Origin of the sequence: Mycolicibacterium novocastrense (assembly GCF_001499835.1) — a bacterium.
GTDB classification, from domain to species: domain Bacteria; phylum Actinomycetota; class Actinomycetes; order Mycobacteriales; family Mycobacteriaceae; genus Mycobacterium; species Mycobacterium novocastrense.
Genome location: NZ_LQIH01000013.1, coordinates 78,569 through 94,013, shown reverse-complemented (window position 1 = coordinate 94,013; position 15,445 = coordinate 78,569). Strand labels below are relative to the sequence as shown.

General features: G+C 66.2%; 14 protein-coding genes. 8 read left to right on the top strand and 6 right to left on the bottom strand.

Features of this window, described 5'->3' with window-relative positions:
• Nucleotides 1-5: 5 nt before the first annotated feature.
• Nucleotides 6-560 carry a TetR/AcrR family transcriptional regulator gene (locus tag AU072_RS12310; protein ID WP_064414081.1) on the bottom strand — a complete coding sequence of 185 codons (555 nt, stop codon included), beginning with the start codon at nucleotides 558-560 and terminating at the stop codon, nucleotides 6-8.
• Nucleotides 561-644: 84 nt separating this feature from the next.
• On the opposite strand from AU072_RS12310, the gene AU072_RS12315 reads away from it, so the two are divergent.
• Nucleotides 645-2,153 (top strand): carotenoid oxygenase family protein, encoded by a 1,509-nt coding sequence (locus tag AU072_RS12315; RefSeq protein WP_235629916.1) that lies wholly within the window; start codon nucleotides 645-647, stop codon nucleotides 2,151-2,153.
• A gap of 34 nt (nucleotides 2,154-2,187) precedes the next feature.
• Here the strand turns inward: AU072_RS12315 and AU072_RS12320 are convergent, their stop codons facing one another.
• Both AU072_RS12320 and AU072_RS12325 read right to left on the bottom strand, forming a co-directional pair.
• Nucleotides 2,188-2,859 carry a TetR/AcrR family transcriptional regulator gene (locus AU072_RS12320; protein ID WP_064414083.1) on the bottom strand — a complete coding sequence of 224 codons (672 nt, stop codon included), beginning with the start codon at nucleotides 2,857-2,859 and terminating at the stop codon, nucleotides 2,188-2,190.
• Between the two features lie 35 nt (nucleotides 2,860-2,894).
• Entirely contained in the window at nucleotides 2,895-3,833 is a 939-nt protein-coding gene (locus tag AU072_RS12325; RefSeq protein WP_064414084.1) for a metal-dependent hydrolase, read from the bottom strand.
• A gap of 73 nt (nucleotides 3,834-3,906) precedes the next feature.
• Between AU072_RS12325 and AU072_RS12330 the strand changes: the two genes are divergently transcribed.
• Entirely contained in the window at nucleotides 3,907-5,880 is a 1,974-nt protein-coding gene (locus tag AU072_RS12330) for a flavin-containing monooxygenase (protein WP_064414085.1), read from the top strand.
• Here AU072_RS12330 and AU072_RS12335 read toward each other — a convergent pair.
• Complete coding sequence (locus tag AU072_RS12335; protein WP_064414110.1) at nucleotides 5,867-6,766, bottom strand: alpha/beta fold hydrolase; 900 nt, start codon at nucleotides 6,764-6,766, stop codon at nucleotides 5,867-5,869. The genes AU072_RS12330 and AU072_RS12335 overlap by 14 nt on opposite strands.
• 70 nt (nucleotides 6,767-6,836) lie before the next feature.
• Here AU072_RS12335 and AU072_RS12340 point away from each other — a divergent pair, with 70 nt between their 5' ends.
• The 4 genes from AU072_RS12340 (at nucleotide 6,837) to AU072_RS12355 (ending at nucleotide 11,624) form a co-directional block, all read left to right on the top strand.
• Nucleotides 6,837-8,606, top strand: coding sequence for an N-acyl-D-amino-acid deacylase family protein (locus tag AU072_RS12340; protein WP_064414086.1), 1,770 nt, complete (start codon nucleotides 6,837-6,839; stop codon nucleotides 8,604-8,606).
• Complete coding sequence (locus AU072_RS12345) at nucleotides 8,599-9,507, top strand: alpha/beta hydrolase (RefSeq protein WP_064414087.1); 909 nt, start codon at nucleotides 8,599-8,601, stop codon at nucleotides 9,505-9,507. Before AU072_RS12340 ends, AU072_RS12345 begins: the two co-directional genes overlap by 8 nt.
• Before the next feature lie 9 nt (nucleotides 9,508-9,516).
• Nucleotides 9,517-10,641 carry an aromatic ring-hydroxylating oxygenase subunit alpha gene (locus AU072_RS12350; protein WP_064414088.1) on the top strand — a complete coding sequence of 375 codons (1,125 nt, stop codon included), beginning with the start codon at nucleotides 9,517-9,519 and terminating at the stop codon, nucleotides 10,639-10,641.
• A 128-nt stretch (nucleotides 10,642-10,769) separates the two neighbouring features.
• Nucleotides 10,770-11,624, top strand: coding sequence for a phytanoyl-CoA dioxygenase family protein (locus AU072_RS12355; protein WP_064414089.1), 855 nt, complete (start codon nucleotides 10,770-10,772; stop codon nucleotides 11,622-11,624).
• 73 nt (nucleotides 11,625-11,697) lie between these two features.
• On the opposite strand, the gene AU072_RS12360 is transcribed toward AU072_RS12355, so the two are convergent.
• Complete coding sequence (locus AU072_RS12360) at nucleotides 11,698-13,161, bottom strand: amino acid permease (RefSeq protein WP_064414090.1); 1,464 nt, start codon at nucleotides 13,159-13,161, stop codon at nucleotides 11,698-11,700.
• A 124-nt stretch (nucleotides 13,162-13,285) separates the two neighbouring features.
• On the opposite strand from AU072_RS12360, the gene AU072_RS12365 reads away from it, so the two are divergent.
• Nucleotides 13,286-13,498: a hypothetical protein gene (locus AU072_RS12365; RefSeq protein WP_064414091.1), complete on the top strand. Its 213-nt coding sequence runs from the start codon at nucleotides 13,286-13,288 to the stop codon at nucleotides 13,496-13,498.
• A complete protein-coding gene (locus AU072_RS12370) occupies nucleotides 13,482-14,864 on the top strand; it encodes an FAD-binding oxidoreductase (RefSeq protein ID WP_064414092.1) in 1,383 nt (460 codons plus the stop codon). Before AU072_RS12365 ends, AU072_RS12370 begins: the two co-directional genes overlap by 17 nt.
• A 27-nt stretch (nucleotides 14,865-14,891) precedes the next feature.
• Here AU072_RS12370 and AU072_RS12375 read toward each other — a convergent pair whose 3' ends face one another.
• Nucleotides 14,892-15,374, bottom strand: a complete 483-nt coding sequence (locus AU072_RS12375) for a hypothetical protein (protein WP_064414093.1) — start codon at nucleotides 15,372-15,374, stop codon at nucleotides 14,892-14,894.
• Nucleotides 15,375-15,445 lie beyond the last annotated feature (71 nt).

The window sequence follows — 15,445 nt, the reverse complement described above, 5'->3', positions numbered from 1 at the left end:
CGCATTCAGCGCCGGGTGATCGCGCGGCTGACCACCTCGGCCACTTCCTGTTCGGTCAGCGCGCTGTCCTCGATCAGCGCGTGTGACAGCACGGTCCGGACGACGACCTCGGCCGCGGCGACCGGCGTCAGGGCGAGTTCGTCCGAAGGCGGTATTGCCTGCGCGACCATCGCCGCCACCGTCTGCACCAGGTTCATTCGGCTGTTGCCGACCGGCAGCCCGGCGTAGAGCAACCAGTGGGGTTCGTGGTCGCGAACGTAGACGAACGCCTGGTGAGTGCGCAGGTAGCGCAGCGCGGTGGTGACGATCGCGGCGGTCTGCGCGGTCGGGTCCGCCTGCGGGTCAAAGGCTGCGACCGTCGCGGCGATCATCGCGCCGATCTCCTGCTCGGCGATCGCGCCCAGCAACCCGTCTTTGTCGCGGAACTCGCGGTAGGCCGTGGCCCGCGAGACGCCGGCACGCTGCGCGACCTCGCGCAAGGTCAGCCGATCGAGGCCGCCCTCGGCGATCAGGTCCAAAGCGGCCCGCACCAGCTGTGCCGACGAACGAGTCCTGGCCACCGACTCTTTCTACCGCAGCACCATTGCGGCCTACCGCAAACTGAGACTAGATTGCCAATTAGTCTCAGTAAAGGAGTGCGCCCGGTGACCCAGACTCCGAGCATGTCGACCGACGGGCCCGCCCTGCCCGAACTCGATCGGTACCTGGCGTCCCTTCCGGTCAGCGAGCGGGACCAGCTGACGGCCCAGCTCGCGGCCCTCAGCGACGCCGACGTCCGAAGCCTCGGCGTCAGCGAGCCGCAACTGGCCGAATACGACTACTCGGTCGACGACATCGACGGAACCATTCCGGCCGACCTCGAAGGCACCCTGTACCGCAACGGGCCCGGCCGCTGGCAGGACCACAGCGGTCGGCCGCTGCACCATCTCTTCGACGGCGATGGCATGCTCTCGGCGTTCACCATCGCCGACGGATCGGTCCACTACAAGAACAGGTACGTGCGGACCAACCACTATCTCGGCAAGACCGGGCTGAACCCTATGGGCACCGCCGCGCCCGGTGGCATCAAGTCCAACATCGGTCGCCTTCCGCCGAACCTGGCCAATACGAACGTCGTTGAACACGCCGGCCGGCTCTACGCGCTCTGGGAAGGTGGACCGCCCCACGAAATCGACCCTGAGACACTGGAGACCACCGGCGTTCGCCGATTCGGCGGTGAGTTGCGGTGGGTGGGTTCGTATTCGGCGCATCCGAGTTTCTGTCCGCGTACCGGCGAGATGTACAACTTCGGCGTCGAGTTCATCCCACGGCCACACCTGCGGATCTATCGCACCGATCCGGCGGGCCGGCTGAAGCACTACCGTTCGGCGCGACTGCCCTACGTCGCCATGGTGCACGACTTCGCGCTCACGGAGAGCCATCTGGTGTTCGTGGTATCGCCGATCATCCCGGCGGCTTTACCGGTGCTGTTGGGGCTCAAGCCGATGGGCGACGCCATGCGGTACCGGCCCGAGAAGGGCAGCGTGTTCGTGTTGGTGCCGCGCGACGGCGGCAAGATCCGCACCATCGAATACGACCCCGTTTTGATGTTCCACCTCAGCAACGCCCACGACGACGGCGGTGACACCGTCATCGACGCAATCACGTACGACGACGGGCGACTCCTGGGGCGGCTCAACCGATTCCATGTGGCGCCCCTCGATGACGCACCCTCGACGTTCATGAGGTACCGCATCACGCGGTCGGGACGTGTCCTGGCCGAACCGCTGTCGGGGCTGCCCTGCGAATTCCCCCGGCACAACGACGCATTCGAGGGCCGCAAGCACCGGTACGCGTACCTCAACACGCGCCACCATCTTGTCTCGTTCTACGACTCGATCACCAGACTCGATCTGAGCGACAATTCCGCGGCGACGTACACCACGCCCGAGGCCGGAAACAGCTTCTGCGAACCGGTATTCGCCGCCAAACCCAACGCGACCACGGAGGACGACGGTTGGGTGCTCTCCGTCGAGTACCAGGCGCGGACGCATAAGTCTCGGCTGGTGATCTTCGACGCAGCGGATATCGCCGCCGGCCCGATCGCCGCCGCCAACCTGCGCCACCACATCCCGCAGGGCTTCCACGGCAACTTCGTCCCGCGGCCCCGGTGACGGTGTGAGGCTTCGGACGGTCCTGACGAACCGGTTATGACGCGGATCGGCGGTCAGGACGCTGCGGGACAGCGACCTTGGCGACCGACTCCATGGCCACCGCAAACCGCGGATAGATGACGGCGGGGCCCACCCAGCGCGCGAGGAAGGTTCGCAGTTCGGTGCCGGTGGGGTGTTTCTTGTTGGTGTCGACGAGGTACGAGTACAGGATCCGCAGCAAGAACTCGGCGAGCTCGCCGAGCGCCTCTTCGTCGAACCCGTTTGCCTCCCAGTCCACCTCGTACCGGTGCAGCATCGATCGGCTGAAGGCCATCGCGGTGTCGGACGACAGCGACGGTGCGAGCTCACCGCGGGACCTCTTACTCAGGATGTAGATGATGCGATCGTCGCGGGACAGGTTCTCGATCGCGAACGCCAGCCCCTCGACTACGGCGGTGACGGCGTCGGTTTCGTCGCCCACGTGATGGGCCAACTGATCGAGGAAGCCGTCGCCGGAGCGCATCACTGTCGCGAGCAGGAGCGCCTCGGTGCCCGGGAAGTAGCGGTACACCGTCTGCCGGGTCACCCCCAGCGACCGCGCGACGTCGGCGATTCGCATGGCCGAGCCGCGCTCGGCGATGATCTCGTCGGCGGCATCGAGGATGCGGCTGATCGCCTCCTCGTCAGAGGCGGGTGTGTTGCCCGACCAGCCATGGCGCCGCGCCACTAGTCGCCCACCTCCGCGCCCTGCATGTCGCGATCCTAGCGGCGGGGTTCGCCAACACCGGCCATGCCGACCGAGTACCAGTGGGCGGCGCTCTTCGGCTCCTCGTCGTATCTGTCGCACCAGCGTTCCGCGAACGGAGGGAGATTTTCGTGGGTCGGGTCATGGTTCGGCCCCTGTGATCGGACCAGGCCGGTCAGCATTGCGATCATCTCCTTCCTGGGCACGCCGGCGTAGGTGGCCTGCCCGGGCTCGGTCATTTGTCGGGCGGCGCGAGCCGCCGCGAGCAAGGACGGCGGTGTCATTCGGTCGGGCAGCAGGCGGCCGTAGTGGCCGCCGTCGGCTGCCGGGACATGCTTTTGGAACCCGCGAGAGACGATCCCGGCGATCTCGCCGAGGTGCACGGCGACGGAGCCGATCGTCCTGGCGCGATAGAGAAAGTCGCCGTGCACGGCGTTATACACCATCAGCGCGGAGCTGCGATGCTCGATCTCCTCGACGAAATGCCAGAGGAACAGCGATGCGACGCGTTCGTCGCCCGGTGCGAACAGCTTGTCCTCGTGGTCGAGGAACACCTTGAAGTAGGGCGTGAAGGTGTTCTCGATCACCGCGGTGTACGCGAGCCGCCACGCCAAAGGTTTTGTGGCAGTGAGGCGGTCGTAGGAGGCGATCACCTCGTCCATCGTCTCCTGCAGGCCCGGCCACCGCCGGACCAGCGCACGGAAGTGGCTCATGTGCGCCGCCGAGTGTTGTGCCTCCTGCCGCAGGTAGGCGTTCGCCTCCTCGGCTTGCCGTGGATCGCGCATCAGCGGGATCGCTTCGCGGGTCGCGTCGACGATGAACTTCTCGAAGCCGGGTGCGAAGAAGGTGATCAGATTGCACTGCATCGCGAACGCCGGCCGCTGCGGGTTCCAGTTGAACGGCACGTCGTCGCCGCCGAGATCGAATCGGACGCGCCGCATCTTCAGGTTGGACATCGTCGTCGGACTCCTCGTCGAGTGGGTCGATCAAATCAGACCATACGTCTTGCGAATTGTGTATTCTTCGCGAATGGGCCGATTGGCGGAATGTGATGCTCTGCTCGGTCAGCCCTTCGACGACCCGGACGATGTGATCCGCGCCGCCGTCGCCGACGCGAGCGTCCCCGCCCTGCTGATGTCGATGGTCCACATGACCGGCGACATGGGCGTGCTCGACGAAATGCCCGGCCCGTATGCGCTCATCGCGATGGACCTGCAGGGTGCGATGAGCGAACCCGACAAGCAGAAGGTACGCGACCGCGCCGTCGAGGTGATCCGCGACTACCGAGACCGCGGATGCCCCGCGCCGTTCGTGCCGGACGCCGAGCAGATGCGGGTGATGCTCAACGTGATCTCGGCGGGCACGGTGACCGAGGAGTTCGTCGACTATGTCGCCGCGGACCTGCGTTTCACCGACGCCGATCAGTGTGGACCGGTGCTGGCATCGACCGCGCAGCAGCGCCACGACTTTCCGGTCGTCGTCATCGGCTGCGGTGAAGCCGGACTGCTGGCCGGCATCAAGCTCAAGGCCGCCGGTGTGCCGTTCACGATCGTCGAGAAGCGGTCCGCGGTCGGCGGCACCTGGCTGGCCAACCGGTATCCGGGCTGCCGTGTGGACATCGCCAGCCAGTACTACACCTATTCGTTCGAACCGACCGACCACTGGCGGCACTACTATGCCGAACAACCCGAGATCCTGCAGTATCTGCAGAACGTCGCCGACAAGTACGGCGTCGTGCCGCACGTGCGCTTCGACACCGCGGTCACCGGCGCGACGTGGGACGAGAACTCGGCAACCTGGCGGGTCACCGTCCGGGGCGCCGACGGGCGAACCGAGGAACTGACCTCACGCGCCGTGATCTGCGCCGTCGGCCAGTTCAGCAACCCGGTGATCCCAGACATCAAGGGCGCCAACACCTTCAGCGGACCGTCCTTCCACACCGCCGACTGGCGTGACGACGTCGATCTGAAAGGCAAGCGGGTCGCCGTCATCGGCGCCGGCGCCAGCGGGTTTCAACTCGTGCCCGCGATCGCGGACCTGACTGAGCATGTCGACGTCTATCAGCGCACCCCGCAGTGGATGGCGCCCAACCCGATGTACCACGACGTCGTTCCCGACGGGGCACGGTGGGCGATGCGGCACCTGCCGTATTACGCGCGGTGGCTGCGGTTCGTGTCGTGGTGGCCGATCGCCGACGCGCTCGACGAACAGGTCCGCATCGACCCGCACTGGGACAACGGCGGCTTGTCGTGCAACGCGTCCAACCACGCCATCCGCGAGATGTTCATTGCGTGGATGCGCAACTTCTGCACCGACGAGGACCTGCTGGAGAAGGTCACACCCAAATACCCGCCTATGGGCAAACGGACGTTGCAGGACAACGGAACCTGGCTCACCACGCTGCAGCGCAACGATGTCGAGTTGGTCACCGACGGCATCGCCGAGATCACGTCCCACGGCGTCATCACCGTCGACGGCGTGCACCGCCGCGCCGATGTGCTGGTGTGGGCCACCGGTTTCGATGTCAACCATCAGCTCGGCCCGATCGATGTGCGCGGTCTCGACGGGCTCGCACTCAACACCGCCTGGGGTGATTCGGCGTACGCGTACCTGGGCGTCACGGTGCCGGGATTCCCGAACTTCTACTGCATGTACGGCCCAGGCACCAACGGCGTCAACGGCGCCAGCATCATCTACAACTCGGAGTGCCAGATGCGCTACATCATGGGCTGCATCGACATGCTGCTGGCCGGCGGGTACGACTCGGCGATGCCGCGGGCGGACGTCTGCGCCGACTACGACCGTCGCAACCAGGAACGTCTCAGCCAGATGGTCTACAGCCACCCTGCAATCTCGAGCAGCTACTACAAGAACGCGTCGGGTGGGTTGCCCACTCTGTACGGGTTCCGCATCTTCGACTACTGGCGATGGACGAGCCACCCCGATCCAGACGACTACGAACTGCGGAGCTCGGACAGGACCGCTGAACTCAGCCGACCTTGAGGTACTCGAGGATGGCGCTGCCGACCACTCGGGGCTGATCGACCTGCAAGAAGTGTCCGGCACCGGGAATCGTGCGCACTCGGCTACCCGGCGGGAGCGCGTCGATGACCCCGTCGAAATAACCGGGCTGGACCGCGCCGTCCTGTTCACCCTGGAGTACGAGCACCGGATGGCTGGGCAGCTTGAACCGGAACCGGTGCAGGCCCGCGTATTGCGCTGCGGGACGGGTGAATCGAACCATGGACCGGTAGTACGACACCGCTGCCTTGCGGTGGGCGAGCGAGGGCAGCGCGTCCAGCGTCGCTGCGACACCGTCGCGCACGTCCACCCCTGGTGGCGACCAATCCCTCCAGAGTCGGGGGATCACCCGGTGCAGCACCCGCTCCGGCACGAACGGCAACTGGAAGAACAGCACGTACCAGCTGCGGCGCAGTTGGATCGCGGCCATCCGCAGATTCTGGCCCAGCCCGCGCCGCGAGTTGTCCATCGCCGCGAGCGGGGGCACCGACATCACGATGTGCTCGGCGAACGGGGAGCCCGGGTAAGCGGCGAGCCCGCTGGCGGTGAACGCGCCCCAATCGTGGCCGATCAGCACCGCGTCGGCCGGTCGGCCGAGGTGCGCGTGCAGGTCGACCATGTCGCACATCAGCGCGCCCAGGTGATAGTCACCGTCGGGCGCGGGTTCCGTCGGGTCATAGCCACGCGTGAACGGCGCGATCACGCGAAAGCCGTTGTCCACCAGTATCGGTGCGAGCGTCCGCCAGCTGTACGCACTGTCCGGGAAGCCGTGCACGCAGATGGCCGGCCTTCCGTCCGCGGCTCCCCAGCTGAGCGCGCTCATCCGCAGCCGCGGGAGATCGAACTCGATGAGTTCCGGATCGGTCATTTCGTGACCATACATTAATTCACATCTGTATTGTGTGGGGTGACGATCGGCGATGAGGAGCACAGGCTCGATGAGCTTCGACGTGGTGATCAAGAACGGCCGGTACTTCGACGGAACAGGCGGTCCGTCGGCTATCCGCAACCTCGGCATCCGCGACGGCCATGTCGCCGTGGTAACCGACGAACCGATCGGCGGCGTCGAGGAGATCGACGCGTGGGGGAAGTGGGTTCTGCCCGGGTTCATCGATATTCACACCCATTACGACGTCGAGGTGCTCAACGGTCCGGGCCTGACCGAGTCGCTTCGCCACGGCGTGACCACGGTGGTGGTCGGATCGTGCTCGCTGTCGACGGTGCATGTCGGCGGCGTCGACGCGGGTGATCTGTTCGGCCGGGTGGAGGCGATACCGCGCGAGCACGTCATCGCCGCCATCGATCGGCATAAGACCTGGTCCACCGCCGAGGAGTACGCCCGGGCCCTCGAGGCGCGGCCCCTCGGGCCGAATATCACGGCGTTCATCGGCCACTCCGACATGCGCACCGCCGTCATGGGGCTCGAGCGCGCGACGACGTACGACGATCAGCCGACGAAGGCAGAACTCGCGCAGATGGAACGGTGGCTCACCGAGGCGCTCGACGCCGGCTTCATCGGCCTGTCCTCCCAACAGCTGCTGTTCGACCGGCTCGACGGCGATGTCTGCCGCTCCCGCACGCTGCCGTCGACCTACGTGAAACGGCGGGAGATGCGTCGGCTCACCCGGCTGGTGCGCCGGCGCGGCCGGGTGCTGCAGAGCGGACCCGACATACAGCATCCGCTGAAGATGGCGGCACAGCTCGTGCGATCGATCGGTGGGGTGCGCCGTCCGTTGAAGATGAGCTTTCTGGCTGCCGCCGACGCCAAGTCGAACCCGATCGGCCACAAGATCCTCACCGGCGCAGCGCGAGTCGTCAACGGGCTCGGCGGCGACTTCCGGTGGCAGCACCTGCCAGTGCCGTTCGAGGTCTACGGCGACGGCATCGATCTGGTGATCTTCGAGGAGCTCGGCGCCGGCGCCGCGGCTCTGCACCTGCGCGACGAGGTGGAACGCGACGAGCTCATACAGGCCGAGGACTATCGACTCCGGTTCCGCAAGGAGTACGACAACAAGTTCAAGATCGGGGCCTGGCACCGGGACTTCTTCGACGCCGACATCGTCGCCTGCCCCGACGAATCATTGGTGGGCAGAACCTTCGGGCAGGTCGGCTTGGACCGCGGTCTGCATCCCGTCGACGCCTTTCTCGACCTCGTGGTCCGGTACGGCAGCGCCCTGCGCTGGCGCACCGTCATCTCCAACCACCGGCCCAGAATCCTGAAGAAACTCGCCGTGGATCCGGGTATTCAGGTCGGTTTTTCCGACGCCGGTGCCCACCTGCGCAACATGGCCTTCTACAACTGCAATCTGCGCCTGCTGCGCCATGTCCAGCAGAGCGCCGAGGCCGGTGCGGAGTTCATGACGGTCGAGCACGCCGTGCACCGACTGACGGGCGAACTGGCCGACTGGTATTCGCTGGACGCGGGCCATCTGCGGGTCGGGGATCGCGCCGACGTGGCCGTGATCGACCCCGCGCACCTGGACGAATCGCTCGACGCCTACGCCGAGGAGACCGTCGATCAGTACGGGGGGCTGAGCCGGATGGTCAACCGCAACGACGACGCGGTCACGGCGGTGCTGGTCGCCGGCCGCACGGTCGTGCGCGACGGCGTCCCGACGGAGCTGGTCGGCACGGTCCGGACCGGTAGCTTCCTGCGCGCCGGCCAGACGATCCCGGCACCGGCCGAGGCGGTAGCGGCCAGTGGGTGACATCGACTACGCGCAGATCGACCCGGAACTGCGACGGATCGCGCGGATCCTGCCGAAAGGTTATGCGCTGCACCGAGGTTTGGCGGTGCCGCGCGCTTTGATGGCGCTCGCCGGGTACACCGGGCGGATGCGCGGCGTCGAAGTGGCCCGCGTGAACAGCGACGTCGCCGTCCGTGTTCACCGTCCGCGCGGTAGCGCGCCGCCCGGTCCGGCGCTGTTGTGGATCCACGGCGGCGGAACCGTGATGGGCTCTGCGGCACAGGAGGATCGGTTCTGCAGGAAGCTGGCCAACTTCACCGACGTGGCGGTCGTCGCGGTGGATCATCGCCTCGCGCCGGAGCATCCATACCCGGCGCCGCTCGAAGACTGTTACACCGCACTGCAATGGCTGACCCGGCAGCCGTGGGTGGATCCGGCGCGGGTCGCCGTCGGCGGGGCCAGCGCGGGCGGCGGATTCGCCGCGGCGGTGGCGCAGCTCGCCCATGACCGCGGCGACGTCGAACTCGCACTGCAGATGCTGGTCTACCCGATGCTCGATGATCGGACCCCTGCGGAGTCCCGGCGCCGGGTGATGTGGACTGCGCGCGACAACCGCACCGCCTGGCAGTGGTACCTCGCCGGTGCCGACCCCGAGGCGGCGGTCCCGGCGCGCCGCGCCGACCTGTCCGGGCTGGCCCCGGCGTGGATCGGCGTCGGGACCCTCGACCTCTTCCACGACGAATGCCGGGCCTACGTGCAGCGGTTACGGGACGCCGGTGTCGACGTCCACGAGGAGATCGCCGATGGCGCGTTCCACGCTTTCGATCTGATCGCCCCGAATGCCTCTGTGTCGCAGCGCTTCTTCGCCAGTCAGGTGCGCGCGCTGCGCGCATCCCTTGTCGACGATCCCGTCCGTTACTGAGGTAATCCCGTGCCACGACAAGAAGCTCTCGAGCTCACCCGCCGCGTCCTGAAGCACTTCGAGAACGACAGCCTTGACATCGCCGATCGGGTGTGGCGCGAGCCGCGCAGCGCCTACGTCGACCGCGACCGTTTCGAGGCCGACATCCGGATGCTGCGCAGCATGCCGCACGTGATCGGCTGGGGAGGCGAGGTCGCCGCCCCCGGCTCGTATGTGACGAAGGATGTGATGGGCACACCCGTTCTGGTGACACGGGCGCAGGACGGTGCGCGGCGCGCGTTCATCAATGGCTGCGCACATCGAGGCGCGCAGGTGGCCGACGGCTGCGGTGCAACGCGAACGCTCACCTGTCCCTATCACGGCTGGACCTACGGCCTGGACGGTCGGCTCAAGGGGGCGCCCGCCCGCACGATGTTCGCCGGAGCAGACCTCGAAGACCGCGGCCTGATCTCGTTACCCATCAGCATGCAGGGTGGGCTTCTGGTCGTGGGACTGTCGGCCGACGTCGATGTGTCGACGGCGCTGGACGGTATCGCGACGCCGTTGTCCGACTACGCCTTTGACCGGGTGTTCCACGTGGAGACCCGGCGCTACGACATCGCATGCAACTGGAAGCTCGCTGTCGACGTGAACTTCGAGGGTTACCACTTTCCCTTCGTCCATGCCGACACCTTGGACCCGTTGGCATCGAACAACTCGGTCTACGACATCTACGGCCGGAATATCCGCTGGGCCTTCCCGTTCCGCGAAATCGTGCAGTACCGAGATCTTTCAGAGGCCGACTGGCCCGACCAGTTCTTCGGCACGGTGGTGTACGGGCTGTTTCCCAGCTGCGTGCTGATCGAGGCACCGGGCACATCGCAGATGCTGCGCGCCTACCCGGGCAGCAACCCGGGCGAGACCGTGGTCTACCTGTCCATCTCGGCACCCGCGGAACCGGTCACCGACGACGAACGCGCCTGGTACAAGATGGGACTCGATGGCGCCGCCCAGGTTCTCGAAGGACAGGACTTTCCGATGGCCGAGGCGTGCCAGCGCGGTCTGACGGCCGGCGTCGACCACGTCGTCTTCGGCCGCAACGAGGCGCTGCTGCACCACCTCGCCGCTATGCGGAACCAAGCGCTGCTGATCTGAGGGATTGCGGGCGGCGAGCGCCCGCTCACCGGTGTAGGACAACGCCACAGCGCCGCAGGTCCTTGACCACTGCCCGCGCGAGGTCCAGTGTTTGGGTAGGTCGACCGATACGCAGGGGAGGGCCGCTGATGAGCATCGACGATGACCCGGTCACCACGCTCGATGACCTGCGCAGTGATTTGGCGCGCCGGCACAAATGGACAGCCACCGGCGGCGCCTCGGTCGACCCGGCCGTCGTCGACGCCGATATGGCGGCGCTCGACCGCGACGGCTATCTCATCTGGGAAAACCTGCTCAGCGCCGACGAGTGCGCGCAGATCAAGGAGACGGTCGCGCCGTGGCTCGCGCACACGGGCCGCAACTCGTTCGAAGGACACCGCACCCAGCGCGTCTACAGCCTGCTGAGCAGGACTCGGGTGTGCGACCGGTTGGTCGACCATCCGCGGGTGTTGGCGGTCCTCGATCGACTGCTGATGGACAACTACCTGCTGTCGGCCCTGCAGGCCATCAACATCCAGCCCGGCGAGACGGCGCAGTTGGCCCACCACGACGACGGCTTCTACCCGATCCCGCGACCACGCGAACCCCTTGCCGCCGCGACCATCTGGGCGATCGACGACTTCACCGCCGACAATGGCGCCACGGTGCTCTACCCCGGCAGTCACCGCTGGGGCAGGCGTCGCCCCGAACCGGGCGACCCCGCGATACCCGTCGTCATGCCCGCCGGTTCCTGCGTCTTCTTCGTCGGCACCCTCTGGCACGGCGGCGGCGCCAACACCACCGACGCCGCGCGACTGGCCGTCACCGCCCAGTACTGCCAGCCGTGGCTGCGGCCGATGGAGGCCTTCACGCTCTCGATATCCCGCGACACCGCGCGCGAGGTCTCCGATGACATCCGCCGCATGATCGGCTACAGCATCCATCCACCGTTCGTCGGCGCCGTCGACGGCCTGCACCCCCTGCGGCTGTTGGAGCAGCCGTAGTCGAAGATTGCACACAGGGATCTGGGCGCTAGGACACGATCCGCGCACCGGTTTCCAGCTGGGCGGTTCCCACTCAGAACGCGTCAGGATCTCCAGGCTCGGTCTCGAGTACCTCACGGTTGAAGATCAACATCTTGGCGAAGTACAGCCCGCCCGCCGACACGACGCCGAGGACGATCAGGTCGGGGACCAGGGAGTCCGAGGGTGACATCAGCGCGACCAACGAGAAAGCCACCCAGACGAGGGCGGCGATCGCCACGGGCACCTCGAAACGGCCCAGCCCGAACGCACCTTCCTTGCGGCCCAGCCGCTTTCGCACCGACAGGTACAGCACCGTGATGGCCCCATAGATCAGCGCCGGCAGGATCGTCGACCCGACAATCAGCTGCAGAAGGGCCTGACCGGGCAGCGCCACCATGAGGACGACACCCACGACGAACATCAACACGGTCGCGGGAATCGGTGTACGGGTGCGCTGGTTGACCCGCCGGAACAGGGTATAGCCGGGAAAGCGTGAATCGCGTGCCATGGCGAAAACGATGCGTGAGCACGAGGCCAGCATCACCATCGCCGCACCGAACATCGCGAACGCGATACCCGACAACAGGATTCGCTCCGTGACGGGCCCCAGCTGACCGCGAATGATCATGGCGACGGGCGATTCGCTGGTGCTGACCTCGGGGATGCTCTTGATCGCGACGGTGAGAATGAAGATGAAGATGAAGCCCAGGACAGCCGACGCGATCACCGAGGAGACGATCGCCCGGGGGACACTGCGGTACGGATCCTTGGCCTCCTCGGCCAGATTGGCCGCCGAGTCGAATCCGACCAGCGTCACCAGTCCCATCACCATCCCCGCCATCAAGCCGCCACCGATCGCGAAGTAGTCGGATGCGCCGGCGGCGACACCCCGCGAGACGACATTGTCGACGGTTCCGCTGCCGCTGTGCACCATCACCGCCCCCAGGACGATCACCAGCACGACGACGATCGTCAACTCGAGTGCGACCGCGGTCGAAGTGACCACGCCGAGCAGTCGGGTCGATGCGATGACGAGCACCGTTTGCATCGCCAGCAGCGCCAGCGTGATCAGCCGGGCGACATCCTCATCCGGTGCGATGCCCAGCAGCGGCATCAGCGCTTGACTGGCGAGCGCGTTGTCCATCGCCACCACTCCGATGGCCAGAAACCAGAACGTCAACCACCCGAAGAACCAACCGACCTTCGGGTTGGCCAATCTCGATGCCCACTGATAGGAGGACCCGCTGAGCGCGATGCGGGCGGCGAACTGCGCGACCACCAAAGCTACGAGCGTCTGCCCGACCGCCGCAACCAACCACAGCCAGATGCCGACGGGTCCCGAACTCTGAAGGACAGCACCATAACTGGCGAAGACACCGACGGCGACCGAGATGAACGCGAACGAGATCGCGAACACCTGAAACGAGCCGAGGCTCCGCTTCAGTTCGGGCGTATAGCCGCATTCCCGAGACTCGTCATCGGCGGACCGACCATGCACGACGTCCTCTGTGGTCATCCGCCCCTCCTGCACTAGATGAACAGTAGGGCACCGAATATTCCATAGACGTCAATTCCGCGCTTATCTTCGCGGCCGGTCGGTACGTTCGTTTCACTGTCCTCAGCCTTCGGAAGGTCGATTCATGACAGCGGTCGCACCGGACGACGAACTTGCCGACGAATTTGTGAGGACTGCGGCTACGAACCGGAGCTCAAACACTCCCTCGGCGCCCGTTCTGACGGTGATCGTGGGCGGGTTGTTCGTCCTCGGTGGGTTGTACTTCGTCAAGCTGCGCATGTTCAGCCGCGACGTCCTGGAGACCGAACCCGGAGAACTCAATGTCTTCAAGCACTGAAGGGTCGACCGAAACGCTGACGGGAGACGTTGTGCGGCCGGGAGATTTGGGCTACGACGCGGCGCGACTCGGCTACAACCACCTGTTCTCTCCGCAACCCGATGCGGTCGTGTTCTGCACGGGCACACAGGATGTGGTCAACGCCGTGGCATGGGCACGACGCAACGGTCTGCCCCTGCGGGTACGTAGCGGACGGCACAGCCTGGAGGGCTGGTCGGCTGTCGACCACGGCCTGGTGATCGATGTGAGCCGGATGAAGTCGACCGCCATCGACGCGGCCTCACAGGTTGCCACCGTCGGCGCCGGACTCACTCAGTTGGAAACGGTCACAGCGCTCGGCGCGACCGGTTTCGCCGCGCCGACGGGAACCGAAGGTACCGTCGGGCTTGTCGGTGCGACCCTCGGCGGCGGCTTCGGTCTGCTCACCCGCCGATACGGTATGGCGTCCGACAATCTGCTCGCGGCGGAGGTCGTCGTGGCTTCGGGCGACGACGGCGCGACGGCGATCATCACCGACGAGCAGAACAACCCCGATCTGTTGTGGGCATTACGCGGCGCCGGCAACGGCAATTTCGGCATTGTCACATCGCTGACCTACCGCATCCATCCCTTGACGCAAGCCATCCATGTCGTGGCGACGTGGTCGGGGCTCGGGCAGCTTCCGCCGGTCTTCGACGCATGGCAGCACAGCGCCCCACACGTCGACGATCGGCTCACCAGCCAGTTGGAGATCCGCCGCGAGGAGATCGTGATGGTCGCGGTACTGACCGACGGGTCCGAGGCCGATGCCAAGCAGATGCTGGCGCCGATCCTCACTGTCGGCAAGCCGCACATCTCGACCGCCGACGCGCGGTGGGCGGATGTCTACGCTGGCTTCCAGATACCACCCGCCGACGAAGCCGCGAACTGGAAGTTCCTGTCGCAGTTCATCTATGAGCCGTATCCGCCGGAAGCCATCGACCTCGTCGCATCGTTCATGTCGAGGGCTCCGACACCGGACTGCAACTATTTCACCAATGCCTTCGGTGGCGCAGTGCGGACAAGTGAGCCGTCCGGTGGTTCCGCGTTCGCGCACCGCGATGCGCTGTTCTACGCCGAACCCGGTGCGGGGTGGGGTGTCCGCGGCGGGGTCTCGGCCTCCGACGATCCGCTGACAGACGGGTGCCTGACGTGGTGCGCCGAGTTCGCGGAAGCACTGACGCCGTACGTAAGTGGCGCCTACGTCAATGTCCCGAATGCCGGTATGCCTGGATGGGAATCGGCGTACTGGGGCGACAATGTGGGGCGGTTGCGCGCGATCAAGGCGAAATACGATCCTCAGAACGTGTTCGCCTTCGAGCAGAGCCTTTCGGTCGACGCCGCCTGACCGGGGGGCGAACGGCAGACATTTCGGTCATGCGGGGCTGAACCGCACTGCAGCGATACCTTCCCGCCGCACCGCCTCTGCGAAATCCTCGACCGACGGAATGCCTCCGTCGCGAAACTTCAGGCCCATGGTCGTCTGCGCACGCCTGGGGCCGTAAGACTGTGCGAGCCGCTGCGCCAAATCGGCCACCACCCCCGGATCGGTGATGAGGTCGCCACGCATCTTCCGCGCCGTGTCTCTGTGCACCACCTCCGCGTCCGCGCCGTCCCGGAAATTGTTCTTCCACACCGTGTTGGCTATCGCGTAGAGTCCGCCGTCGATGTGGTGCGCGCTCACCGGGATCGAGAACTGCCGCCCGGATTTTCGGCCTCTGAAGTTCAGCACCATGAACTGATTACCCAACGGGCCGGCCAGCGGAGTACGCAACAGGAACCGCAGCGACGGGTTGAGAACGCGCATCAGTGCGCCGGGCGGATGCCCGGTGCTCACTGCGGGTATCTGATCTGTCATCCGCTCACGGTATGACGAATCGAGCGATCGCCGACCGGAATGCGCGCTAAAGGCCGCTCAGGTCGCCGCTG

Coding starts and splice junctions, on each gene's coding strand:
- AU072_RS12325 (WP_064414084.1), bottom strand. CDS start 3,833: ATGTCCAACCTGAAGATGCGGCGCGTCCGATTCGATCTCGGCGGCGAC.
- AU072_RS12330 (WP_064414085.1), top strand. CDS start 3,907: ATGGGCCGATTGGCGGAATGTGATGCTCTGCTCGGTCAGCCCTTCGAC.
- AU072_RS12335 (WP_064414110.1), bottom strand. CDS start 6,766: ATGACCGATCCGGAACTCATCGAGTTCGATCTCCCGCGGCTGCGGATG.
- AU072_RS12340 (WP_064414086.1), top strand. CDS start 6,837: ATGAGCTTCGACGTGGTGATCAAGAACGGCCGGTACTTCGACGGAACA.
- AU072_RS12355 (WP_064414089.1), top strand. CDS start 10,770: ATGAGCATCGACGATGACCCGGTCACCACGCTCGATGACCTGCGCAGT.
- AU072_RS12360 (WP_064414090.1), bottom strand. CDS start 13,161: ATGACCACAGAGGACGTCGTGCATGGTCGGTCCGCCGATGACGAGTCT.
- AU072_RS12365 (WP_064414091.1), top strand. CDS start 13,286: ATGACAGCGGTCGCACCGGACGACGAACTTGCCGACGAATTTGTGAGG.
- AU072_RS12370 (WP_064414092.1), top strand. CDS start 13,482: ATGTCTTCAAGCACTGAAGGGTCGACCGAAACGCTGACGGGAGACGTT.
- AU072_RS12375 (WP_064414093.1), bottom strand. CDS start 15,374: ATGACAGATCAGATACCCGCAGTGAGCACCGGGCATCCGCCCGGCGCA.